This is a genomic window from Vibrio sp. Vb0598, assembly GCF_033338935.1.
Taxonomy (GTDB): Bacteria; Pseudomonadota; Gammaproteobacteria; order Enterobacterales; family Vibrionaceae; genus Vibrio; species Vibrio alginolyticus.
The window spans coordinates 67,392-92,334 of sequence record NZ_JAWOTP010000003.1; the positions used below are offsets into that span (position 1 = coordinate 67,392).

Annotated in this window: 20 protein-coding genes; 10 read left to right on the forward strand and 10 right to left on the reverse strand. The window is 46.1% G+C overall.

Annotated elements, in window-relative coordinates; genetic code table 11:
* Positions 1-81: 81 nt before the first annotated feature.
* From R7Q38_RS04485 to R7Q38_RS04500, 4 genes are all read right to left on the reverse strand, one after another.
* Positions 82-1,695 (reverse strand): alpha-amylase family glycosyl hydrolase, encoded by a 1,614-nt coding sequence (locus tag R7Q38_RS04485; protein ID WP_318114119.1) that lies wholly within the window; start codon positions 1,693-1,695, stop codon positions 82-84.
* Between the two features lie 120 nt (positions 1,696-1,815).
* The gene (locus tag R7Q38_RS04490; protein ID WP_005374788.1) at positions 1,816-2,322 is read right to left on the reverse strand and encodes a hypothetical protein; all 507 of its coding nucleotides are present in this window, start codon (positions 2,320-2,322) and stop codon (positions 1,816-1,818) included.
* Positions 2,323-2,638: 316 nt separating this feature from the next.
* Positions 2,639-3,448, reverse strand: a complete 810-nt coding sequence (locus R7Q38_RS04495; protein WP_239938785.1) for a MalM family protein — start codon at positions 3,446-3,448, stop codon at positions 2,639-2,641.
* Positions 3,449-3,548: 100 nt separating this feature from the next.
* Positions 3,549-4,820: a maltoporin gene (locus R7Q38_RS04500; RefSeq protein WP_005374784.1), complete on the reverse strand. Its 1,272-nt coding sequence runs from the start codon at positions 4,818-4,820 to the stop codon at positions 3,549-3,551.
* 446 nt (positions 4,821-5,266) lie between these two features.
* On the opposite strand from R7Q38_RS04500, the gene glgX reads away from it, so the two are divergent.
* A complete protein-coding gene (gene glgX, locus R7Q38_RS04505; RefSeq protein ID WP_239938787.1) occupies positions 5,267-7,258 on the forward strand; it encodes a glycogen debranching protein GlgX in 1,992 nt (663 codons plus the stop codon).
* Between the two features lie 78 nt (positions 7,259-7,336).
* Here the strand turns inward: glgX and R7Q38_RS04510 are convergent, their stop codons facing one another.
* Together R7Q38_RS04510 and R7Q38_RS04515 are read right to left on the reverse strand one after the other, a co-directional pair.
* Positions 7,337-8,707 (reverse strand): L-serine ammonia-lyase, encoded by a 1,371-nt coding sequence (locus R7Q38_RS04510; protein ID WP_154204060.1) that lies wholly within the window; start codon positions 8,705-8,707, stop codon positions 7,337-7,339.
* Positions 8,708-8,718: 11 nt separating this feature from the next.
* Positions 8,719-10,260: a sodium:solute symporter gene (locus tag R7Q38_RS04515; RefSeq protein ID WP_005374777.1), complete on the reverse strand. Its 1,542-nt coding sequence runs from the start codon at positions 10,258-10,260 to the stop codon at positions 8,719-8,721.
* Between the two features lie 340 nt (positions 10,261-10,600).
* On the opposite strand from R7Q38_RS04515, the gene R7Q38_RS04520 reads away from it, so the two are divergent.
* The 3 genes from R7Q38_RS04520 (at position 10,601) to R7Q38_RS04530 (ending at position 14,277) form a co-directional block, all read left to right on the forward strand.
* Positions 10,601-11,896 carry an MFS transporter gene (locus R7Q38_RS04520; protein ID WP_039840592.1) on the forward strand — a complete coding sequence of 432 codons (1,296 nt, stop codon included), beginning with the start codon at positions 10,601-10,603 and terminating at the stop codon, positions 11,894-11,896.
* Between the two features lie 101 nt (positions 11,897-11,997).
* Complete coding sequence (locus R7Q38_RS04525; RefSeq protein WP_005374772.1) at positions 11,998-13,014, forward strand: nuclear transport factor 2 family protein; 1,017 nt, start codon at positions 11,998-12,000, stop codon at positions 13,012-13,014.
* A gap of 177 nt (positions 13,015-13,191) precedes the next feature.
* Positions 13,192-14,277 carry a porin gene (locus tag R7Q38_RS04530; protein WP_239938789.1) on the forward strand — a complete coding sequence of 362 codons (1,086 nt, stop codon included), beginning with the start codon at positions 13,192-13,194 and terminating at the stop codon, positions 14,275-14,277.
* Between the two features lie 69 nt (positions 14,278-14,346).
* Here R7Q38_RS04530 and R7Q38_RS04535 read toward each other — a convergent pair whose 3' ends face one another.
* The 4 genes from R7Q38_RS04535 to hisD are packed head-to-tail and all read right to left on the reverse strand — an operon-like array spanning position 14,347 to position 18,142.
* Entirely contained in the window at positions 14,347-15,060 is a 714-nt protein-coding gene (locus R7Q38_RS04535) for an alpha/beta fold hydrolase (protein WP_239938791.1), read from the reverse strand.
* Position 15,061: 1 nt separating this feature from the next.
* The gene (locus tag R7Q38_RS04540) at positions 15,062-16,066 is read right to left on the reverse strand and encodes a cupin (protein WP_005374765.1); all 1,005 of its coding nucleotides are present in this window, start codon (positions 16,064-16,066) and stop codon (positions 15,062-15,064) included.
* Positions 16,067-16,113: 47 nt separating this feature from the next.
* Positions 16,114-16,848: an SDR family NAD(P)-dependent oxidoreductase gene (locus R7Q38_RS04545; RefSeq protein ID WP_047102420.1), complete on the reverse strand. Its 735-nt coding sequence runs from the start codon at positions 16,846-16,848 to the stop codon at positions 16,114-16,116.
* A gap of 1 nt (position 16,849) precedes the next feature.
* Positions 16,850-18,142 (reverse strand): histidinol dehydrogenase, encoded by a 1,293-nt coding sequence (gene hisD, locus R7Q38_RS04550; protein WP_005374756.1) that lies wholly within the window; start codon positions 18,140-18,142, stop codon positions 16,850-16,852.
* A gap of 289 nt (positions 18,143-18,431) precedes the next feature.
* On the opposite strand from hisD, the gene R7Q38_RS04555 reads away from it, so the two are divergent.
* The 6 genes from R7Q38_RS04555 to R7Q38_RS04580 all read left to right on the forward strand — a co-directional run bounded on the left by R7Q38_RS04555 (position 18,432) and on the right by R7Q38_RS04580 (position 24,938).
* Positions 18,432-19,181, forward strand: coding sequence for an HpcH/HpaI aldolase family protein (locus tag R7Q38_RS04555; protein ID WP_005374748.1), 750 nt, complete (start codon positions 18,432-18,434; stop codon positions 19,179-19,181).
* A 150-nt stretch (positions 19,182-19,331) separates the two neighbouring features.
* Complete coding sequence (locus R7Q38_RS04560) at positions 19,332-20,288, forward strand: LacI family DNA-binding transcriptional regulator (protein ID WP_025768661.1); 957 nt, start codon at positions 19,332-19,334, stop codon at positions 20,286-20,288.
* A 267-nt stretch (positions 20,289-20,555) separates the two neighbouring features.
* Positions 20,556-21,551 (forward strand): TRAP transporter substrate-binding protein, encoded by a 996-nt coding sequence (locus R7Q38_RS04565; protein WP_318114125.1) that lies wholly within the window; start codon positions 20,556-20,558, stop codon positions 21,549-21,551.
* 58 nt (positions 21,552-21,609) lie between these two features.
* Complete coding sequence (locus R7Q38_RS04570; protein WP_005374742.1) at positions 21,610-22,173, forward strand: TRAP transporter small permease; 564 nt, start codon at positions 21,610-21,612, stop codon at positions 22,171-22,173.
* Complete coding sequence (locus R7Q38_RS04575; protein WP_033906641.1) at positions 22,170-23,450, forward strand: TRAP transporter large permease; 1,281 nt, start codon at positions 22,170-22,172, stop codon at positions 23,448-23,450. Before R7Q38_RS04570 ends, R7Q38_RS04575 begins: the two co-directional genes overlap by 4 nt.
* 513 nt (positions 23,451-23,963) lie before the next feature.
* Positions 23,964-24,938: an ester cyclase gene (locus tag R7Q38_RS04580; protein ID WP_017820104.1), complete on the forward strand. Its 975-nt coding sequence runs from the start codon at positions 23,964-23,966 to the stop codon at positions 24,936-24,938.
* The last annotated feature ends 5 nt before the right edge of the window (positions 24,939-24,943 follow it).

Here is a 24,943-nt window from a genome sequence, read left to right on the forward strand (position 1 = left end):
GGGGTCAGCAACAACACTTGGCTTGTTTATAAGAAAGCTTGTGGTCAGCTCAACTGGTGAGCATCAATTCTGGGTAATTCCTTAAGGTTTTACCGCAAAGAATCGTCCTTGTAGTGGCGACATCAGAATCTGATATTGACCATTACTCGGAGTAATTTTTTCATTCGTGAGCAAATCCACCAACTCACCAGTACCAACACTCTCCTGAGTAAGAGTGACGCTTCTAGCGCTCTCTAAGGTATTTAGCGCAAACAAGACTTTGTCCGAACCAGATTGTTTCAAGTCCACATAACTGCCGTTACTCGCAACTAAATTCGTGCGTGACCCTTGATAAAGTGCAGGATGCGCATCGCGCATTGTCATCAGCGATGTCACATAAGATTTGAGATCGGCTTGGTTTGCATCAAGCGTCGCCGTCACGCCTTCAATTTTCGCACTACTGCGCGCAACGTGATCATCGCACAAACCTTGAATGGCGCAGGTGCTGTTGTCTTCTTTTGCGGCAAAACCATCCACTTGATCCCCGATTTCATCACCGTAGTACAACGTGATTGGCCCGGTGTACGCCGCTTGGAAAGCAAACGCGGCTTTATGGCGTAACCAATATTCTGCATCATTCACATCCGCCAAGTTTCCGCGCTGTAACAAGTCACCAAAGCGCACTAAATCATGGTTGCCGATCATCAAATTCGGCTGCGCATGTGTTGGATATTGGTTGTGTGTGCTGTAGCCGTTGTCTAACCAATCCGCACCGCGACCACCCACGCCGCTCTCATTCACGGCCAAAGTTTCAACGATGCGATATCGCATAGGGAAGTCAAACGCAGAGCACAATGCTGGATCGCTGTTCGATCCATACGCCTCATTCGCGATTTCAGACTCCCCTTTCCAAATCTCTGCCACCATATAGCCCAACGGATTCACTTGTTCGCCGTTGCTATTGGTGTACGTCACACTTTGTGAGGCTTCATCGACGGCTTTACGAAGTTGTGTCCAAGCGTCTGTCGGAACTTGATAGGCTTGATCTAAACGCCAGCCGTCAATCTTCAGTTCTTTGATCCAATACGTTGCCACTTCTTTGTAGAAATCGAGACTGGCCGGGTAATCAACGGGATTGCTCGATCCCGATGGCAACAAACCGGAAGGAGATGGTTTGATCAAACCATCTTTGTGATGACCAAATACACCATCAAAAAACACGTATAAGCCGCGTTTGTGTGCTTCCTCGACCAAGGTTCTCGCCGCTTCTAAATCACCAAAACGTGGATCAATGGTGAAGTAATCCGTTGCAAAGTAGCCCGTGGCATCCAGACGATCGGCCCAGTGTTCTTGGCCCGCTATCGCTTCCGATTCAAAAACTGGCGTCAACCAAATCGCGTTCATCCCTAAATCTTGGATGTAATCGAGTGAATCAATCACTCCTTGCAAATCGCCGTTATGATGGCTGGTGCCATAACCTGTACCGTGACCAATGCTCGCATCACCATCCACAAAACTCTCTACCATGATTTGATAAGTACGAAGTTGGTTACTTTGCGCCATGACATTGGCTTGGCAAGCATAACTGGTATCCGGTAGCGGAGTGCTGCTATTAGTGTCGCCACCACCAGAAGAATTACACGCAGATAAAGCACCAATCACACTTAACGCAAGCAACGATCGAGACAGGCGATGGTTACGTAGGATATTACGCATTTTATTCTCCCTAACTTACTCAAATAAACTACGGAAATTTGAGTAATAAAATTAACCCCGACATGTGTTTCATGCAGGGGTTAATAAATAAAAATAGATTTTAAATAACTGAATGGAATATTATTGGCACTTATTTACCATGACATGAACAGGTTTGCCTTTTCCTTCAAACTGAAGACTCCATACATATTTACCATCTTCTTTAATATCAACCGAAGTATCCGTACCGTAACCACCAAATGTTAATGGTGTTAATTCACCAACGTTCATTCTATTACCTTTTGCGGTAAATTGTGGGAACCACAACTCGGTCGCGTACTGCATTTTGTAGGAGCCTACTTTTTCTTGAACCACGGCTTGGTAGAAATTATTCCCTTTGTAGGTGTATTGACGCTGAGGCACGTGTTTCCAATCGGAATCCGCAAAAGTACCCACCACAAATAGTGGTTTAGAAATAGGTCCTTTCGCTGTGCTATCTGGGTTGTCACACGCTTTCATGAAAGCAACCACTTCGTCTTGAGACATATTAACAACAGGCTCTGCGGCCGCTTCTGGTTCTGCAGTCGATTGACAACCCACTAAGGCAACAAGTAGAGCAGCAGCAAGAGAGGTCTTCATCATGTTCATTTCACGTAATTCCTTTTTAGTATATCCAAAGCAAAATAAACTCAACGGTTAAAAGAAATATTAATCGTTATTAAAATGGAAATATCAAACGCCAAATAAATATCGTCAGATTGTGAATTTAAATCACTTCGAGAAGTTTGTTTATTTCCTAAGTACAAAAAATAAATTAGGAACTGCCATTAATTATTGATCCAACCTATATAAAAAACAAAGTAATAAAAATAATTATGTGAATAAGGTAACTCTATGTAGGGGTATTTTTATTAGTTTATTTTCTATGAAAAAGGTCAGCATTTCGCTGACCTTTTTTATCTGATTATTTTCTATTTACGGCTTTCACAAACACTTGTTGTGCACCTTCAATACCTAGCTCTTTTGCTTCATCAAGCAAAGTGAGCGCTTTCGGAATATCATTCGCTGCGACTGCCGCTTCAATTGAGCTGTAGTAGTAGCTAGTAAGGTCCGTACCTTGGGGAATGTTGTCGTTTTTCGCAACAATCTTAGTATTCACAATATCATTCGCGGATACCGAAAAGCGGAACTGACCGAGTGGGCTATGTTTCGCTAGAGGGTCTGCAATATCTGGCGGCTGAGTGTGACGCGCCATGGCGAAGGCTTTTGCAGGGTGTAAAACTTGTGTACTTCCTTTTAGATCGGCGGAAGTCGTGTAAACCAACACATGCAGATCGTTACCTGTCATGTCTGGAATCACATTGAGATCAAGTATGAATTTATCGTTGTCCAACAGTTTTGCTGGTTCGTACTTAAACTTTGAAAAATCTGCTTGGTAAATGGTTTCTCCTGCCGAGTTCATCACTGCGACATTAGGAGCATAAAATTGAAGTTCTTTACTTACGAATGTCTCTAATTTGATATCGAGACTGCCACGGTTACCTGGAAGAGCAAACGCTGCAATAGCGCCAGCACTGTTACCATCCAACAACATTTGGCTTTTATCAGTCAAAGCGAATTCAGTAACCACAGGCACGTTAAGCGGTACCCATTGAATATCACCCGATTGCGTGATCACTTGTTGCTGACCTTTTGGACTCATCTCTACTTGTTCTACAGACGCACAACCAGTAGCCAACATGCCCAGCAGTACGGGAGCAAGCCATTTTTTCATTACTGTCTACCTCGACTCTTTATTGTTTTTTAAATAAATACAGCCAGATAAGTTCTGGCTGTATCATTCTAGGACAATTTAGGACTTAGTGGTTAGATGATTACCACCAAGCTTCAGCTTGTACACCGAATTGGAACGTATCGTCTGAACGACCGTTGTCAAATGTGTTTGAGTTGTCTTCTTTGTCAGCCGTTAGGTAAGAAGCGTAAACACGGATTTCAGGACGAGCCCAGAAGCTAGAGCCAGCAGACCATGCTTGAGCAACAGTTAGCTTACCGTATTTGTTTTCTTCGCCGTCGTTATCGTCGATAGCGTAACCAGCTTCGAAGATAGTTTTGTGGTTGTCATCCCATTTGTACATTGGACGAACAACAACAGACATTGTTTCCCACTTGTCTTGGCCAGCCCACATGTCTTCACCAACACCGTACACTAACTGGTGACCCATTTCCCAGCTGTCGCCCATGCCGATTACACCCCAGTTGATTAGGCGGTAACCAGATGCACCGTTGTCAGCTTCTGCGCCGTACCAGCTGCCGTCGCCGTAGAATGCCATTGTTTTAGAGTAACCTTCAGTACCGTACTGAAGCACTGTTTTGTTGAAACCAGCGTCTAGACCTTGAGTCAATTCTGCTGTGAACATTACACCGTTTTTCGCATCTTTAGTGCCGTTTGGCGCAGCGTCAGTTTCGTTAAGAATTGCGTAGTTCAAGCCCATTTCTAGAGAGCCGTTGTCCCATAGAGGAAGACCTGCGTAACGTACGTCTAGAGTGTTTACGTTTGTTGCGCCACCATCGTTGCCTGGGTCTGCGATATCGCCGCGGTCGTTACGAACCCAAGCGAAAGAAACTTTACCAGGACCAGCTTCGATACCTTCAACACCAGCGCCCGCGCCAGAGATGTTCCAGTAGTAGAAGTCAGAGATATGAATGTCGTGACGTTGGTAGTAGCGTTTACCTGCCCAAAGCGTTGCTTCAGGAGCAAAGTTTAGTAGGCCTTTAGCTTGAACGTTGAACTGACGTAGTGCGAATTGTGCATCGTCTACACATTTCACTTCGCCGTTATCCAAACCACAGTTAGCAGAAGTGCTTTCCCAGTCGTTTGAACCGTTAGAAGTCATTGCGACCATAGAGTCTACGTAGAACGTTTTGCCGTTGTTGTTGTAAACTTCTTTACCTAGTTGAATCTCGCCGTAGATATCGCTTTCATTACCTAGACGACCGATCTTGTTCTTTTCGAATGTTAATTGTTGACCACCGTCAGCGTTCACGCCAACGCCAGCACGCATGTAACCGTGGAAATCCACTGCGAATGCAGAACCAGCAGCTAAAGTTGCAGCTACAGCAGCAGCAATTGCACTTACTTTTTTCATTCTTAACTCCATTAAGGGTATTTATAATTCTGTCTTCCCTGCTCACTCTTTTAGGTGAATATAGGCAGTAAAAACACACCTAAAGAAAGAGAGGTAAGATGGGAACGAATCCCCGTTTGTTTCAACAGTTGTGAGATTACCCGAGGCGTACAAGGATGACTTCCTCCGCCCTAAACTAATTTAAGGGGGATGAGAAGGGAGTAGAAAATTTACCGAATGGTGTTTTTTCGAGTCAGATCACCAATCTAGGGAGGAATTAGTAAGTTTGTTCGGTTTTGAGCCGCTACAAAGTGATAGCCATTTCATATTTTTGACTCTAAGCCGTCACATAAAGTAATTAAATTACACGAATATTTTTATATTTAGGGTGGTTGACCTTAGTAAGACAAAGTTTTTAACTTATAGTTTCCTAAAGGTAGCAATAAATATTAAATAAAGTATCTCCGATGACACGACTTCTCTCTCGCCCCTACCCCCTGGGCGCAACATTGAATAAAGAAGGCTGTAACTTCTCTATTCATGCTCCGGGCGTAAAAGACATTCAACTGGCATTGTTTGCAGACGATGGCAGCTACGAGCTTCACGGTTTACCGAATGAATACGCTGGCATACGTCATACTTTTATTCCAGATATTAAGCCAGGGCAAAAATACGGTTATCTTGTCTCCCACAAGGACGAGCCACTGTTAATTTCTGATCCGTACGCAAAATCAATAGATAAAGCCCTCCACTATCATCCTCCCTACTCTCCAGCCAAAAGTTTCGATATGCCGAAGTGCGTCGTTATCGAAGATGATTTTGACTGGCAAAACACGGATCACCCGCGTATACCCAGAGAAGAGATGGTGTTGTTTGAGACGCACGTCAAAGGGCTTACCCAACGCCACCCTGAGGTTGAGGACAAGCTGAAGGGGAGCTATTTAGGTCTTGCATCACCTGAAATGCTGGCCTTTTACAAACAGCAAAACATCAACACGCTGCAATTGCTACCTGTCGCAGCATGCATGCATGAGCCTCACCTACTAGAGATGGAAAAGGTCAATTATTGGGGATACAACCCTTACCTCTTTATGGTGCCCGATCCGCGCTACGCAGAACAAGACGCCGTTACGGAATTAAAAACAACAATTCGCGAATTGCATAAAAACGGCATCGAAGTGATTCTCGACGTGGTTTACAACCACACTGCTGAAGGTGGTGAAGGGCCTACAATTTTCAACCTGAAAGCCCTCGACTCCTGTTTTTACATCAAACATGGCAACCACTTCGCCAATTACACTGGCTGCGGAAATACAGTGGATCTCACCTACCAACCAGCCTTAAACCTTGTGATGGATACATTGCGCTACTGGGTTAGCGAATTTAAAGTCGATGGCTTCCGTTTTGACTTGGCTGCAACGTTAGGTCGACAGGGCGATGATTACAACCCAGAAGCAGCTTTCTTTAAAGCCGTTGCGCAAGACCCAATTTTGCGTGAAACCAAATTGATTGCCGAGCCTTGGGATATTGGTCCAAATGGCTACCAAGTGGGTAACTTTCCATTTGGTTGGAACGAATGTAATGACAAACTGCGTGATATTTCCCGCAGTTTTTGGCGCGGTGATCAAGGCTATTTAAAAGAGTTTGCCACTCGATTAATGGGCTCTCGTGACATTTATAGTGCAGCGAACTGGCCATACAAACTCACCGTAAATTACATCACGTATCACGATGGCTTCACACTGCAAGATTTAGTGTCTTACAAGCACAAACATAACGAAGCCAATGGCGAAGAAAATCGCGACGGTCACGGTGACAATCGTTCAGAAAACTACGGTGTCGAAGGCGAGACAGAAAATCTGATGATCATCGCCACGCGTGAGAAGCAAAAACGCAACCTTATTGCTAGCTTGCTGTTTGCCTTCGGTATCCCACACATTCTCACTGCTGATGTTCTGTCTCACACCCAAGGCGGTAACAATAATGCCTATTGCCAAGACAACGAAACCAGTTGGCTGAACTGGGAAGAGACAGAACGTAAGCAACATTTCAAAGCATGGATGTCACAAATGGTCGCCAACCGAAATCAATACATGGTGCCATTTATCCGAGCTTTCAGTGGCGAGAATCGCAATAACAACCGTATTTTCTGGCGCCGTACAGACGGTCGCTTAATGGAGCACGATGATTGGAACCGTTTAAGCTCTGTCGCACTTCACCTTGGTATCGGTAAAGAAGGGCAAGAGCTGGTTTACCTCATCAACCAAACTAACGCCACAGCGCGCTTTAAGCTCCCCAATGAGCGAAAGCAAGAATGGGTGACGATCTGTGATACAAACGTACGTAACCTCAACCCAGGACATGCTGAAGGCGAAGTCTTGCTGTCACCCACCTCGATGGTGATTTTGCACTATCAACCAATCCAAAGCACACCAAAAGGTGAGCAAACGCGTAGCTAAGTTATAAACGCTCCAAAAAAGGAAAGCCGATGCATCTCAGTGCTTCGGCTTTTTTGTTGGTTAGATGTGCCTAACTCATTATTCGCAAGGCGGCGCTAGGTGGATCAAAGCCAATCCACCCAGTGACGTCTCGCGGTATTTCTTGTTCATGTCTTTGCCCGTTTGATACATGGTTTCAATCACCTTATCCAACGAGATCAAACATTTACTGTTACGCTTTAATGCCATACGAGAAGCATTGATCGCTTTCATTGCGCCCATTGCATTACGCTCAATACACGGAACTTGCACTAAGCCCCCAATTGGGTCACAAGTCATTCCTAGTGAGTGCTCCATGGCAATCTCGGCCGCAATACAAATTTGCTCATTGCTACCACCACGCAGCGCGGTCAAGCCAGCTGCCGCCATGGAAGAAGACACGCCAACTTCGCCCTGACAACCCACTTCGGCACCCGAGATAGACGCATTAGTTTTGTACAAAATGCCAATCGCACCGGATACAGCAAGGAAGTCTTTAAGCTGTTTAGTATCGAGCTCTTTGATGAAGCGATGGTAGTACATCAATACCGCTGGAATCACACCCGCCGCACCATTGGTTGGCGACGTTACGACTTGTCCACCAGCCGCGTTTTCTTCACTCACAGCAAAAGCAAACAGGTTAATCCAATCCATGATTTCCATTGGATCGTGTTCAATTGCTGCATTTGCTTCAAGCTTCTTCAGCAAGTTAGGCGCACGGCGGGTCACGTTCAAGCCGCCATCCAAGATACCTTCTGTCTCGAAACCGCGCTCCATGCAACGCGTCATCACACGCCAGATCTGTTCTGCGCGTTGATTAATGGCTTCCATATCCTGAAATGCTTGTTCGTTTTTCAGAATCATGCCGCCGAGGCTCATGCCATTCTTCTCAGCCTGTGCCAACATTTCGTCTGCACTGGAGAATGGAAACTCTACTTCTACGGGTGCAGTCGCACTGCCATTTTGCAGTTCATCCGCCGTTGCGATGAACCCACCACCGATAGAGTAGTAAGTTTCAAACCCAACCTGATTGCCATGCGCATCTAACGCAGTAATCGTCATGCCATTCTCATGCAGAGGAAGGTTCTCTTCATGGAACAACATGTCCGTTTTGTAGTTGAATTCGATTTCATGACGGCCATCGACAGACATCATGCCCTCTTCAATCGCCTTGCGCATCGCTTTGTTCGCAGAAGCGATTTTGATGGTATCTGGTTTGTTACCCAACAGACCCAAAATCGTTGCACGGTCTGTATGGTGACCAATCCCCGTTAACGAGAGTGAGCCATATAAATCGACTTGAATACGAACCACTTTTGCCAAGTTCGATTCAATCAAACGAGTGAAGTGGTAACCCGCGATCATTGGACCATTGGTGTGAGAGCTAGAAGGGCCCACACCAATCTTGTAAATATCAAAGATGGACAGCATAAACTTACCTATTACGACAATGCAGCATAAAGCCAATCAGGGAGAACCATACAAGCAGCGATGGTCGCCACAGCGAACACCAACAATCCGTAATGGCTTGCGGTTGGCTTTGCAAAAAGATGTTTTTGATTATTGATAAAGATTTGTTGCTCGGCAGTCACCGCGCCCCAACGACGACTCACTAACACACCAAACAAAAGGAAGACGAACGTACCAATTGGCGCGAACCACGGCCAAGCCACGTCGAGATACATCGCAGTAAATACCGCAATCACACTCATGATACTGCCAACGATCACGCCTTTCTCATTGGCTTTCGCCCAGAATAAACCAAGCACGAATGAACCCAATCGGATACCAACGAAGATAGAAGTCAGGCTAGCGATGGTTTTGAGTACCGATTCATTCGATACCGCTAGAAGAGCTGGCACTACCACCATGGCCGCAGCGAGCAAACTCATCTTTCTCGCGACTTTTTCGTAGTGCTCATCATCGGCACTTTTGCGAACGAAACGCTTGTAGATATCGAACGTTGCGACGGTCGCCATTGAGTTGTAGGTCGAATCCAGCGTCGACATTGCGGCGGCCGCCAATGCGGAAATGATCAAACCAACGACGATTGGGTTAGTGTGGTTGAAGACGAAATCCAAAATCACTTCATTGCTGTTTTCAAACGATTGATCTTGATAGAAAACACTTAGAAGAACACCGAGTACCGCGAAGAACAAGTACACGAAAAACGCACCGTAACCACACAACAGCATCGATTTCTGCGCGGTCTTTTCACATCTCGTCGCTAACGTGCGTTGGATGATCAATTGGTTGGTGCCGTACACACTCAAATGCAAAAAGCTCACAGCAACCACGCCAGCCCAGAGTGTGGTATCTACACCCAAATCAAAGTCTAAGTTGATGATATTCAGGTGATCACGAGAAAGGTAATCTGCCGCATTAATCTCTGTCATTAGAATGGCAAAAATAGCGATGCTGCCCGCAACCAATACTGCAGATTGCAACATATCGGTCCAGATAACCGTGGAAATCCCGCCCGCATAGGTATAGCAAGCGGTGAAAATACTGATGTAGATAATGGCTTCAGAAATACTGATAGGCAGAACTTGCACTAAGATCAGCGCCACGGCATACAAAATCACACCCGCTGAGATACATTGAACCACAATGAACACAATCGAGTTGATGGTTCTTGCATACACCCCAAAGCGGTGCTCAAGGTATTCATAAATCGAAGTCAGACCCAGCTTATAGAAAACAGGCACAAAGAAAATGACGGTGAAAAAAATAACGATGGGATAGTTAAGGTGAATACTCATCGCTTCCATGCCAGAGCTATAAACCCAACCTGGCATCCCTACAAACGTCATCGCACTAATGTAAGTCGCAAGTATCGAAACACCTGCCGTAAACCAGCCAAATTGCTTTCCACCCGTAGAAAAGTCGCCACCATTGCTGTAGCGCTTATTCACTAAATAGCTGATTAATATGGTGATTAACACGTATAACGCAATCACCACAAAACTTGAGTACGTAACCATTTCAGGGTTTCCATAATTCTGGGTGCTAATTATTTGTTGCTTGGATATTACTTTAAAAAAGCATATCTAAACGATAATCCCGCCATAACTGTGACTAAAATCACCAATATAGACGGTTATATATTCAAAAATGCCAAAAAGACCGATTTAATGAGACTCCCATCACTAAAAACCACTAATTGGGTACGCATTCATTTTAAAATTGATATTGATCACGGATCTAATGACCTTAAAAAAACTATGATTCACCACGACACGAAATCGAAGATGATCCCAATAAGATCGTGTTCTTTAAGTTTGAATAGCAACAAATCCTAAGTAAAATAGAGGTTTATCGGTCATGAATGCCAAAAGACACATGAGCGAAGTTCCTATGATTCAAAGGGTAGCTGCCTATCTAGCGATACTGGTTGGTTACTTTTTCTATTGTTATAACTTTGTAATTATTGACTACGTACGCCCATACATCGTTGAAGCGTATGATGGTATTAGTCTGTCAGACACTGCCCAGTTCTATACATGGCAGTCGGTTGGTGCACTTATTGGTGCATTGAGCTGTGCTTGGTTCGCAACAAAATTTGGTAAGAAATCCACTCTTATTACCATCACAGCCCTAAACGGTGGCGCTACGATCATCAATATGATGTTCACCGACTACACAACATGGGCAGCAATGCGTTTCATCATTGGTTTGTCACTGGGTGGTTACTTCACCGTGGCAGTAAGCTTGATGATCGGCCTATTTACGCCAACGGTACGTGGTAAGTTGACGGCATTCGCGTCTTCTATGTTCTCTGTAGCACTGATGGTAATGGGTGCGTATGCAGCATTTATTGCAAGCATCGATGCACCATGGGAAAGCCTAATGCTTGTAGGTGGTATCCCACCATTGGCAGCCGCTGTTGTCATGATCTTTGTACTACCTAGCGACAGCAAAGTGATCGCTTACGGTGAAGAAGAGCAAGCAAAAGTAGAAGAATCAAATGCACCAGCGAAAAAAGGCTCTTGGGGCGAAATGCTAAGCAAGCCTTACCGTAAGATCACACTAACGTGTCTATTACTGGCTGGCCTTAACTTCTACGGTTTCCAATTCTTTGGTGGCTTCGTAACCACATACCTACGTGATGTACGTATGTTCGACGGTGCAACCATCGGTCTCATCTTCTCTATCTCAGCATTTGGTTCACTGTTTGGTGCGTGGTTCTGGGGTTGGGTAGCTGACAAATTCGGTCGTAAGGTGAACGCGTTTGGCTTCATCCTAGCGGGCATCATGGTTTCAATCTTCTTTGTTGCACCTGGCGACATGGTGATTGGCGGCCTAAACATGCTGGCTCTACTTGGTCTGATTTACAACTTCGGCCTGTCTTCTTCAGCGGTATGGGGTGGTTACTTCTCAGAACTGTTCCCAGCACACCTACGTAGCTACGGCGCGGCGCTATTCCACGGCGGTCGTATCCTCGGTATGTGGGCACCAATGGTACTTATCTTCATCCAAGAGCGTACCGACCTACAAACCGCAATGTGGGGTTCACCAATCGTATGGATCCTTGCTGGTCTTCTATGGCTATCACTGCCAGAGACACTAAAAGGCGGCGTGTTCGATAAGAGCAAAAAAGCCGAAGCAGCAAAAGCGTAACTGAATTTCAAAAACTCCGGCTGGCTCCCCGGCCGGATGAAAAAACTTAATTTCGAGTCCTGTTCCCAAAGCCGACTCGACAGCAAATAAGAGAGTTTATTATGTCTAAATATCAAGAAGCGAAACGCGTTGTACGTGAATACTTCAGCGCAATGGAAAACGCAACTCACGAGAACGTGGCAGAAGTACTAAAAGCACACACTTCAGAAGATTACCTATGGCGTGGTGTTTACCCATTCCGTGAGCAACAAGGCGCTCAAGCAGCGGCTGACGTTTTCTGGGCTCCTTTGATGAAATCAATGACTCGCATGCAGCGTCGTCAAGACATCTTCATCGGTGGTGAGAACGAAGTAACATCAGGTGAAATCTGGGTAATGAGCATGGGTCACTTCATGGGTCTATTCGACGCTGAATACCTAGGCATGCGCCCAACTGGCAAAATCATGAACATCCGTTACGCAGAATTTAACTGTGTTGAAAACGGCAAGATCACTAAGACTGGCCTATTCCTAGACCTTCTAGGTGCAATGGACCAAGCGGGTTGTTACCCACTACCACCATCAACAGGTAAGCACTTCGTATACCCTGGTCCTCGTAACCACGACGGCCTACTGTTCGAAGACGCAGCACCAGAAGAAGGCGTAGCAACACTAGCACTAGTGAACAAGATGGTTGATGACCTATCTGCACTAAACGACAGCGGCGCAATGGGTTGCCCACCAGAAGTTCTTGAAAAGAGCTGGTCTAAAGACATGATCTGGTACGGTCCATGTGGTATCGGTGCGTCTTACACAATCCCTCGTTACCAACAGCAGCACCAATTGCCGTTCCGTAACAACCTGAAAGACAAGAAGTTTAATGGCCACGTATGTCGTTTCGCAGAAGGTAACTTCTCTTGTTTCTTCGGCTGGCCAAACCTATCTAACACACCAATCGGTGGTTTCCTAGGTATGACAGGTGGTGAAGTACGTGCAGACATGCAAGTGGTTGATGTTTACTACCGTGACGGCGACAAGCTATCTGAGAACTGGGTACTGATCGACCTTCCTTACTGGCTAAAACAGCAAGGTCTAGACGTGTTCGAACGTACTCAACAGATCCTAAACCCTTCTCTATAAGAAGTCCTAGGGGCGGATTGTCAACCCGCCTTTATGTTGCCTGAATACCCTCTCGGTTCAGGCGACATGCTCCCAACTCGTGCCTCAAGGATGGGGCACAACCTCAAGATAGAACCCTTATTCAAAACGGGCATGAACGCACGGTGGCTTTCTGCGCCCTGAATAATGAGATTGATGATGAAAAAGTCGACCCTTTCTGCAGTGATTCTAGCAGCGCTTACTTCTAGCTCAGCCTTTGCTGCACACACTTTTGTTAATGACGCTGGCGACAGCCTAACCATCGATGGCCGTTTCGATCTTCGCTACCAAGACCGTGGCGGTGATGACAACGGTGAATGGAACAGCGGCAGCTCACGTTTCGGTTTGAAAGGCCAAATGGGCCTAGATAACGGCTGGACTGGTTTCGGTCACGCGGAATGGGGCTACAACTCTGGCGCGAACGGTGACAACATTTACGACCGCTTGCTATACGCAGGTGTTGATCACGAAAAATACGGCAAGATTGCTGCGGGTACTAAGCAGTGGTCTACCTTCTACGACGTAGCATGGTACACCGATTTAGGTCGTGTATTCGGTACTCGTGGCTCAGGTGTTTACAACCTAGCTGACTGGGGTATCGCATCCGGCGCGGGTCGTGCAGAAAACTCAATTACGTACCGTAATTCAATCAATGAAAAAGTGAGCTACGGCTTTACTTACCAAACCACGCGTGAAGATGTTGCTCTAGCAAGCAATGCGACAGCCTCACTGAAAAACGGCATGGGTGCGTCTATCACTTACAAACCGGTTGATGGCGTAACACTGGGTGCGGCTTACCATCAAAATGAAGTTGCGGATCTAGACACAAGCGTGGTTGGCGTAGAAAACGGCGACAACATGCGCATCATGCTATTGGGCGCAAACTACAGCAACGGTGGCTTCTACGCAGGTGCGACTTTCCACGTTGGCGAAAACTGGGAAGCAGTGAGCCAAGGCGGTACGGACGTAATGTTCGATACCCTAGGTGGCGAAATCTACACTTACTACCACTTCGACAACGGCTTGCGCCCAACGTTGAACTACAACTACATGGAGGATAGTGGTGACGAGACACAAGGTTACGAGCGTAACTTGCTGATCCCTGGTCTTGAATACCACTTCCAGAAGAACAAATTCCTAGTTTGGACTGAATACCAGTTCGACCTAGGTAAAGATCAGTACGATGGCAGCAAATTCGAAAACCGTGATGATCAATTCGCGGCAGGTATTCGCTACTACTTCTGATAATACTCATCGCTCACCACCTATACCCAAGTAACCTTAAGGTGGTGAGTGATGAAGTTCTTATCAACACTAAGCAAAGTTATCTTGAAGCCAAGTAGCCATCACTTCACTAATAATTAAAGGCTGCTCAAGCGTAGATAGATGCCCACACTCAGGGATAACATGAAGTGTGACGTTTGGGATGCATCTCTCCATGAGCAGATGATTGTCTAGCGGACAAAGCTTATCTTCTTTACCTGTTATCACCAACGTAGGAGCTTGAATGTCCGCCAATAAAGGTCGAGCATCCGGGCGAGTTGCTAACGCTTTAGCATGTGCTTCAAATGCCTCCAAACCTACATTAACCGCCATGCCTTCGATACGCTCAGTTAACGCTTTGTCTTGCAAACGGCTTGGATGAATCAGCACAGGCATCAGAGTGTCAGCCGTAATGCGTTCAAACTCACCACTTAACGCACGGCTAACCAGTGCATCACGCTTTTGTGTCACCTCTGGCTTTTCATCTGCTGCATTGGTATCCATGAGGATCAAGCCTTTGACTCTGTTTGGCGCTTGACGGTACACCTCAAAGGCAAGAATCCCACCCATTGATAAGCCACCCAAGACAAACTCCTGCGGTGCGTCTTGCAACACTCTCTGCGCCAGCTGTTCCATTGACGGCAATGAAGCCAGCGTCGGGCATGAAGGCTCAACCCAATTTGGCAACGCTCGGTTGATATCCTCAAACAATGTGCCATCACAAAGTAGTCCGGGTAGCCAAACTAACGAGGTGGGTTGCGTCATTTTATTCTCCTGCAAGCGGCTTTGGTTGATCAGAGCCAAGAATGCAATACGTCAAACTATTACCCCGCAAGTTCGTCAGTGAATAAGACGCACCTTCTGGAACATTCAGCACATCACCGCGCGTTAAAACAACACTCGCTTGTTCGCCTTGATGCGTGAGGACCACTTCAGTATCGCCATCAAAGTTGATAAGCACTTGTTTTTCTTCTCGGCAGTGTTGAGGAATCGAGCCACCTTCAGAAAGCTCATAAGCCATGATGCTCACTTCATCTTCACTCTTTACTTGGAAGTCATAACTCGCCAAAGGATGACCCGTTAAGGCGTATTGTTTCACGTTGCTTCCGCCGAAATCGCCTTTGATTTCACGATAATCTTTTTGCAGAGCGACAAATGGCATCATCTCTTCTGCGGTGTAGGTATCAAAGGTCGCGAGCTCTTCTTCGGTAAGCAGCGGCATCAATTCTGATTCTTGTGGCACCGGGTCGCCATTAATGGTGTCCACGAGTGTGCCATCGGCTTTGAGGTATAAACCATAACCTTGACTGTCTTTAATAACGTTTGGATGCCAAATAACGCCGCCACCTGAATCGTCGCCGCCAAGTACCGAGAACATAAAGCCGTAATCGCGGCCAACCACTTCAAATCCACGGAAGAGATTGGTTGGAATCGAGATGACGTCACCGTGAGACAACACCGCCTCATGCTCTCCATCGTTCCCCCAATAAAAACGGAACTGACCTTTGAACACCAAGAAAAGCTCGGCGGTACGATGAGAGTGCAACGAATTTTTGATGCCCGGCGGTTGGCCTGCGGCACCAATGTTAAAGCCCGCCGTATCGCGAATATGAACATGCTGACGACTGCTTTCTGCCACCCCAGCACCGATAATGCAGAAGTTATCTTTCAGATCACTGCCTGGCGTGCGCGCATCAATAAACGCACTCGTACCCGGAATCAGTTCCATGTAGCGGACCAGATTATTATTCATTTTAGATTGTAGAGTCATTGTAAATCCTTGTTGTCCTTGTTTGGACCTAGCCTTTGAATTGTTAGTTACAGACCTAAAGGTCGCCCACCATCAACCGCGATGGTATTGCCTGTCGAGAAGGTCAAAACTTCTGCCGCGGCGTACACGGCTTGAGCGACTTCTTCATCATTGGCTAAACGCTTAAGCGGTGTGGATTGTTCTTGTTGATTACGCCATGCGTCATCCAAGCCTTTGACAAACTCAGTGTCGACAAGCCCTGGAGCAACAGCCAGAACTCGAACCTCGGGAGACAGAGCGCGAGCTAAAGAACGGGTCATGTTCTCCGCGGCAGATTTACTTGCACAGTAAGCAATGTTGCTCCCCATCGCAGTCTGTGCCGCGATAGAAGTAATGTTCACCACACAACCATTGGCTTGCTTAAGCCAAGGCTCAAACGCTCGAACCATGGCAAAAGGCGCACGGACGTTCACTTGGAAAATTTGGTCAAACAGCTGGTCATCTAAACTTTGCAAATCAGAGTGCGCGACGAATTTCGTCATCCCCGCACAGTTGACCAACAAATCCAGCTTGTCGCTTATTTCACTGACTTGATGTTTAAGCTGTTCAATCGCACTAGAATCTGCCACGTTCAATTTGAATGCTAGATGCTCGTTACGTGGCAGCGAGGAAAGCACATCCTCGGCCGCTTTCTGATTACTGTTGTAAGTCAGAATTACGCGATATCCCGATTCAGCTAGCTTGCGACAAATGGCGGCACCCAGTCCGCCACTGCCGCCTGTGACTAAGGCAAGTTTCGACATATTACGCCTCTTCCACTTTGCCTTTGTAACGGCGCACACGAATATCCGCTTGCTCTTTGTGGCCAGCAAAACCTTCGAGTGCACACAAGCGAGAGCAGTACTCACCGACTTTTAGCGACGCAGCTTCCGTTACACGCTGGTAAGTACAGGTCTTGATAAATTTACCTACCCAAAGACCACCGGTGTATCGCGCCGCTTTCTTCGTTGGCAGTGTATGGTTGGTACCAATACATTTATCGCCGTAAGAAACGTTGGTTTCACGACCTAGGAACAAGGCACCGTAGTTGGTCATGTTATCTAGGAAGTATTTAGGATCTTCCGTCATCACTTGCACGTGTTCAGAAGCGATATCGTCTGCCACTTCCACCATTTCTTCGTAGCTATCACACACAATAACTTGTCCGTAATCTGCCCACGCTTTACCCGCAACTTCAGCCGTTGGGAGAATGGTTAACTGACGTTCGATCTCTTTGATGGTTTCTTGCGCAAATGTTTCGCTATTGGTCAACAATACAGCGGGAGAGTTGTAACCATGCTCAGCCTGACCAAGCAAGTCTGCCGCAGCCAATTCCGGGTCACAGCCTTTCTCATCAGCAATGACCAAGGTTTCCGTTGGCCCTGCAAACAAATCGATACCGACGCGACCAAACAACTGACGTTTTGCCTCTGCCACAAATGCGTTACCCGGCCCTACAATCATATCGACCGGTGCAATAGTCTCCGTCCCCAGAGCCATTGCACCTACCGCCTGAACACCACCGAAGCAATAGATTTCATCCGCACCCGCCATTGCCATCGCAGCGACAATCGCCACATTCGGCTGGCCATTAAACGGTGGTGCACAAGCAATAACACGTTTTACGCCCGCGACTTTCGCCGTCAGTACACTCATGTGAGCGGATGCAACCAATGGGTATTTACCGCCAGGGATGTAACAACCCACGCTGTTGACTGGAATATTTTTATGCCCCAGTACCACACCAGGCATGGTTTCTACTTCGACGTCTTTCATTGAGTCACGTTGAATTTGAGCAAAGTTTCGAACTTGTTGCTGAGCGAACTCGATATCATGACGAGTCGATTCATCAAGCGCATCCACACAGGCTTGGATTTGCTCTTCTGACAGGCGGAATTGCTCCGGCGACCAGTTATCAAACTTTTCAGACAACTCACGTACAGCGCTATCACCTTTCGATTCAATATCAGCAAGAATGTTTTCAACAATCTGACGCACTTTTGCGTCGTTTGATGCTGATGCTTCTTCAGTGATTCCGTTTTTTAAAATGCGTGCCATTGGGTTTCTCCTTGAACATTGAGGCTGACGAACGGTTATTTTTATGCGTTTGGATACGAATGCAAAATCAGATTAAACACTTAATTAACATTTGACAAGTTAAGTCAACAAACCACAAAAATAATCCTTAAGCCTTTGTATTGATTAATTTAAACAAATAAAATCAAGTAATAAGCACCTTGATTGAGTTTAATTTTTAATCAAAAATGAGTTTTAGATCACATCATTTTTACTCATCATTTATATTTCTACATGTTAGTTTTTGCATACCTTTGCAAAGGAGAGAATTATGAGCAATTTTAAGCAACGTCTGACTAAAGAAACGCTATTAGGTACATTTGTTAAAACCCCTCATCCTCACATTATCGAGGTATTGGCACTAGCAGAGTTGCCTTTTGTGGTACTGGATGCAGAGCACGCACCTTTCGATCGTTCCTCGCTTGATCTGTGCATCATGGCGGCCAGAGCGAATGACCTCGCGTGCGTGGTACGAGTACAAGACAGCGCTCCTTCAACCATTTTGAACGCGCTTGACTGTGGCGCGGCGGGTGTACAAATTCCCCATGTTTGTACTGCTGAGCAAGCGACGCAACTGGCGAAAATCTGCCATTACGGAGAAGGTGGCCGAGGGTATGCTGGTTCCAGTCGAGCAGCGCAATACGCCACTAAGCCCATGGTTGAACACTTAAAAGACAGCCGTGCGAATACGATTGTCATTGCACAAATTGAAGACCCTCAAGGGGTTGAAAATGTTGAAGCGATTGCCAATGTTGAAGGAATTGATGCGCTCTTCATTGGCCAAGTTGATCTCACTGTCGCTTATGGTGCTGATAGCGTTCATGATGAGAAAGTCGCACAAGCAAGTATGCGAGTAATCGAAGCGGCCAGAGCCGCCAATAAACCTGTTGGCATGTTTGTCGCGACGGCTCAACAAGCTCGGGAATGGCGTGAACTCGGCGTTAGCTTCTTTTGTGTTGGGTCTGAACACAAAATGATCATTGATGGCTTCAAACAAGAGAGAAATGTGATGAATTCTTGAGTTTTCTCTGATATTTACGCCTTATCAATGTAATGCTCTAGACACAGAAATCCCCTAGCCCATACACTCAGCACGTATGAGAAGGTTCAATGGCCTTAAATAAGGAGTATCACCATTAAAGCGAAAGTAACTTCGATCGACGTCGCGAAGATGCTCGGCGTCTCTCAATCGACGGTATCTAGAGCATTCAGCCCGACTGCGAGTATTAGCGAGAAGAAACGCAAAATGGTGATGGATGCCGCAGCTAAGCTCGGATACACACCGAATGCCATCGCCCGAGGTCTGATTTCGAATCGTTCAGGCTTAGTGGCGATTGCGTTAGATAGCGAATCAAACCCAATGTACGACATGCAATCTCGTGCTTTGGCTGTCGAAATTCAAAAGCGAGGCGGACAAGTTGTGCTTTGCCCTATCGACAAGGACGACCTCGATCTCGCCATTTCACGCGCCATTGAATACCAAGTGGACGGACTCGTTATCGCCACCAGCCGTTTAACCTCACGCGCGTTTGCCCAATGCGAAAAGTTTGGCGTTCATTTAAGCTTGATTAACCGCTACGCCGAGGGTATTAATGCCAATAGCTCTGGTATTGATAACCGATTGGCGGGCCAACAAGCAGCCGAGTATTTAACGCAGAAAGGCGCAAAACAGTGTGCTTATATCAGTGGCGATGCTGGCTCCATGACCAGTGAAGAGCGTTGGCTGGGTTTCTCTTCAAAATTGCAAGAACTCGGCTCCCCGTCACCAACCTTTATCCAAGCCAAGTACAGCTTTGAAGCAGGCTTAGAAGCGGCGAAAGCGATCTTGTCGCACACTAGCAAACCCGATGCAATTTTTTGTGCAAACGACATCCTCGCCATGGGTGTGATGGATGGCTTGCGACAAGCCGGAGCAAAGATCCCCCAAGACTTCTCTGTGATGGGTGTAGATAACATTCCGATGTCTGCATGGCCGAGCTATGATTTGACCACCATTGCTCAACCAGTCGACAAAATTGTTAAACGAGCGGTTGAAGATTTGATGAATCGAATCAACGGCAACTTGGATGCAACTGGCGAATACCTTTTCGAGCAAGGCACCTTGATCGAACGTAGTAGCACCATTTAATAAATCCATTTTTATTCATTCTTCATAAACAAAATGCCTTGCTTTCGAGTAAGGCATTTTCTGTGATCACGATTAAATTTTCACCAATCGTTATTTAATTCCTCATCAATTCATCAATCTTGTTATTGACTTGTTACTTTAATGTTTTATTTTGGATTCGTATGCAAAATGGATATGAATTGCTCAACTAATTTATAAAAACATAAAAAGTTGTGTGACTTGCCGACGAATGCCAATGGCAGGTCATACCAGAAACAAGGAAGAACGATGAAGAAAGTAATCCTGACTTCACTTACCGCACTGGGGCTTGCATTTAGCAGTATGAATACGTTTGCAACCAGTGTTATACGTCTTGCTCATGACAGTCAAGAAACCTCTCCCGTACACAAAGCAATGCTCTATTTCGAACAAGAAGTGGAAGCTCGCTCAAACGGTGAGATAGAAGTTGAAATCTATCCGGCGAGACAACTAGGCGATGTGCGTGAGACGACTGAACTCGTACAGCAAGGCAACTTACAAATGACGTTTGGTGCGTCAGTTTTACTCTCTCCCTACGTCCCAGAGTTTAACGTGCTCGACGTGTTCTACCTTTTTGATAGCGAAGAGCAAGCACACAAAGCGCTCGACAGTGAGAAGATCGGACAACCATTGTTGAATGCTATGGAATCAAAAGGCTTTCATGGACTTGGCTTTATGGAGGTCGGCTTTCGTTGCGTGACCAACAACAAACAGCCAATTGATAGTATTGAGGACCTGAAAGGGCTAAAGATTCGCTCGGCATCTAACCCCACTCAAATAAGCGCGTGGAAATCTATTGGTACTGCGCCAACACCTCTGTCTTGGGGAGAAATTTTCACCTCGTTACAACAAGGCCTGATTAACGCTCAAGAAAGTGCTATCTACTCTATTTATGCCGAACGTTTTTACGAGGCACAAAAGTACCTCTCTTTAACTAACCATATATACACCAACTACGTGTTGTTCATGAACAAATCGTTTTGGGATTCACTGCCGGCCGCACAACAAGCGCTGATCAGTGAAGTAAGCAAAGAAACCATCGCAAAACAGCGTGAGCTCGCCGCTAAGAAAAACCAAGAAGTAATCAAAGAGCTCGAAGCAAAAGGCATGACGGTTAACATCGTCCCAGACGAGGTACGCAGCATCATGAAAGAAAAAATGAATGCAGCCGTGTACCAAGACCTGCGTAGCAAGACAGGTGAAGACTTGTTTGACAACGTGATTGCCGAGATAGAACGCCTATAACTCCCACTCTTTTGCACGATCTGGCAACAGGTCGTGCTTTCTCGTTTTGGAGGTGAACATGAAGTGGTTTCGCTTACTAGACAAATACCTAGAACCTACCCTTATCGTTATCGCGATCTCGACGATGACAACTTTACTGTGCTTGCAAATCGCACTACGCTTATTTGACGCAACGATCGCGTGGGCTGAAGAGCTGGCTCGTTATTTATTCGTATGGGCGATGTACCTGAGCATCAGCTACTGTATCCGAGATGATCGACACATCCGCATTCGTGTGTTCATAGATAAACTTCCGGGCAATTGGACGCAATTCAGTTTGATTGTCTCTGATCTTATCTACCTTGCCTTTAGTGCCACTGTCGCCTGGTTTGGATTTAAGGTTATAAACCGCAGCCTGCAACTCGGTCAGATTGCACCCGCAATGGAAATTCCTATTGCGTGTTTGTATACCTCTGTTTTAGTTTGCGCACTATTAAGCTGCGCGCGCCTAGTGACAAGCATTTATCAACGTGTGAACGCGTGCTCCACCAGCAATGAACGAGTTCGCTTTTCTCGCCAACGCTATCGCCATATCAAAGCAAAGTACCGTACTTCTAACCGACTATTGGAGTTTAACGCATGACGTCTGCACTTTTGTTTGGCAGCTTTGGTCTGCTTCTGCTCATTGGCGTTCCAGTCGGTATTGCTCTGGCGGCAGCCAGTATGGTCGCGATACTCAGTCTGCCGTTTCTTAACATCGAGTTTTTAGTCCAAGGAATGGTAACAGGGCTCGACTCTTTCCCTCTCCTCGCCGTCGTTCTATTTACCTTGGCAGGTAACCTTATGAGCCAAGGAGGGATCTCAAAACGATTATTACACGTGGCGGAGGTCTTCTTTGGCCACTTTACTGGTGGGCTTGGCATCGTCGCCATTGTGGCGTGCATGTTCTTCGCTTCCATCTCTGGTACGGGGTCTGCCACTGTTGCCGCTATCGGCCTGACGATGATTCCATCTATGGTGAAGAAAGGCTACGACCGCAGCTTTGCCGGTGCCTTGATAGCCTCTTCCGGCGGAATTGGGGTCATTATTCCACCCTCTGTGGTGATGATCGTCTACGCGATCACAGCTGAAGTCTCGGTCACTAAGATGTTCATGGCAGGTATCATTCCTGGCTTGGTCGTCGGTATGGTTTTGATCGGCTATTGTCTAATTGTCTCAAAAATGCGGGGCTACACAGGTAACGAACGCAAAGCCACTTGGTCAGAGCGTCTTGATGCACTAAAAGAAGCCAGTTGGGCAATGCTACTACCCGTAATCATTCTCGGCGGTATCTATTCCGGTATCTTCACACCTACCGAATCAGCCGCCATTGGTGTGCTCTATGGCTTATTCTTTGGCATGTTTGTTTATAAAGAGCTCAAACCAGCGCAAGTGGTGAAAATCATTCTAGAGTCGTCACTGTTAGTTGGCGCAGTGCTCGTTATTGTGGGTGCGTCCGTGACGTTTGGCCGCATATTGACCCTAGAACGTCTACCGACCGAGATCGCTCAGTTCATTCTATCGATTACCGAAAACAAACTGCTGATACTGCTTTGCATCAATGTTCTGTTGTTGCTTGTCGGTACCTTCATGGAAACGCTGGCGGCCATTGTTATTCTCACACCAATTCTGTTACCCATAACGTCAGCACTCGGCATGGACCCCGTTCATTTTGGTATCGTGATGATCGTGAACTTAGCCATTGGCTTTGTTACGCCTCCTCTGGGTGCCAACCTGTTTATGGCAAGTCAGGTAGGCAAAGTACCGATAGAGTCGCTCTCTAAAGCCATCATGGGTTGGATTGGTGCAATGATAGTGGCCTTGATGTTGATTACCTTCATCCCTGCCATCTCGCTATCGTTACCTGCGCTTTTATCCTGATCGTTGCACTCATAGAGCGCTTATGACTGTTATAGCCACTAGATAAATACCTTTCTAGTGGCTTATTCGTTATCTACTTCCGATTTAATAAAAAAGCCTTTAAGCATTCGTATGCAAAAGGAAAATTTGAAAGATATAAGGATAATTGACACCAAAATAGCTGAATATTAGCGATAAAGTCTATTTGGGTGCCTTGATCTGCATGATTATCAGTTTTGGCTTAATCATTTGTTTCCATTCAAACAGATCAAAATAAATTAAGCGATTAAAAAACAATAAGATATTAGGAAATTCATACAAAAAACTTTGACCTCCTTTCTTATTAACACGTCTCGATAAGAGATAGCTTCCATCTCTCCTGTACTTTTTTAGTTTATTTTCCGCTCAATTGTTAAAAATCTGATCATCAGCACGCTATTTAAACAATCGAAAAACAATCCGTTGACAAAATGGCAACATGATATATTTTGAATACGTAATCAAAACATAATTATTCAATTACGGAGGTGATTTATGGCCATGGTTGGCTTCGATGAAAAGTGGCGTGATTTTCCCGACTACATTCTTGGTATCACAAAAGAGATTTGGGAAGACCGAGGTTTAAACACCTTAGAACACTACTACTCTCCCGACATTGTTGTGCGTACTCCACTCTCTATCGTTCAAGGAAACGAAGGGGTGATCAGTGCAACAATGGCGACACTGGCCGAGTTTCCCGATCGCACGCTATATGGCGAAGACGTCATTTGGTCAGGCACCCCGGAACAAGGCATGCTTTCTTCTCATCGAATCATCTCTACTGCAACACACAGTGGCAACGGCTTCTATGGGCAAGCTTCGAACCGCAAGCTTCGTTTCCGTATTATCGCAGATTGCCATGCTATCAATAACCAAATCAATGACGAATGGTTGGTTCGCGATCAAGCCGATATCGCGAAACAACTGGGCATGACGTCAGAAGAGTTTGCACGCCAACAAATCGAATTTGAAGGTGGCGTGGAATCAAGCCCATTTCCGTTCACTCCTGAAGTCGACATTCCTGGACCTTATTTGGGCGTAGGCAACGACAACGAATATGGTCAGCGCTACGAAGCAATTCTCAGAAGCCTTATGAATGCCGAGTTCTCTATAGTACCGAAAGAGTACGACCGCGCTTGCATCGGCGAATACACTGGCGGTCAAACTGCCCTATCACACTCGGAAGTCGATCATTTTTGGATGGCACTTCGTGCGTCTTTCCCAAATGCTCAATTTACCGTTCACCATCGTATTGGCCGAGATGACGACATGATGTCACCACGCGCTGCAATTCGATGGTCTTTGCACGGTAAGCATGAGGGATATGGGATGTTTGGTAAACCTTCAGGAAAAGAGGTTTACATCATGGGGATCAGCCACGCTGAGTTTGGCCCTTGGGGTCTTCGTCGCGAATTCACTTTGTTTGACGAGACCGCAATCTGGAAGCAAATCCTGCTTCAGCAAGGCTAACGGCT